General features: G+C 39.2%; 1 protein-coding gene. It reads left to right on the top strand.

What is annotated here, in order from left to right; translation table 11 throughout:
• Positions 1 to 161: 161 nt before the first annotated feature.
• On the top strand, positions 162 to 451 hold a 290-nt coding region (locus ACFINZ_RS10540), incomplete at its 3' end, for an alanine racemase (protein ID WP_375701487.1).

Raw genomic sequence — 451 nt, 5'->3', positions numbered from 1 at the left:
ACCTTAAAAGGTTGCTTTGATAACACATAATTCAGTATGAACTGCTCATGATTTTGATAAGAACAAACAGCACACGCATCCTTTTCATATATCATAGAAAACTATATGAAAGAACCAAAGTAAACTTCTTGTCTCACTGACTCGAGAGAGGATTTTTTAAAATGAACAAATCCGCTAAGGATACAGCAAACCCATTATTTCCTGCTACAGCTATAGCAACCATCGACGTGCGTGCTATTGTTGCAAATTATAGAACTTTAGCCCAACATGTTGCTCCAACTGAGTGTTCAGCGGTAGTGAAAGCTAATGCCTATGGGTTAGGGGCACATAAAATTGCCCCGGCACTTTATCAAGCTGGTTGCCGCACTTTTTTTGTTGCCCAAATCGAAGAAGCGCTTCAATTAAAAGCCGTTTTACCAGAAAATGTCATGATTGCTCTTCTGCATGGTTT

The sequence above is a fragment of the Bartonella sp. AA81SXKL genome (assembly GCF_042196945.1).
Lineage (GTDB): Bacteria > Pseudomonadota > Alphaproteobacteria > Rhizobiales > Rhizobiaceae > Bartonella.
This window is presented reverse-complemented; position numbering and strand designations above follow the sequence as displayed.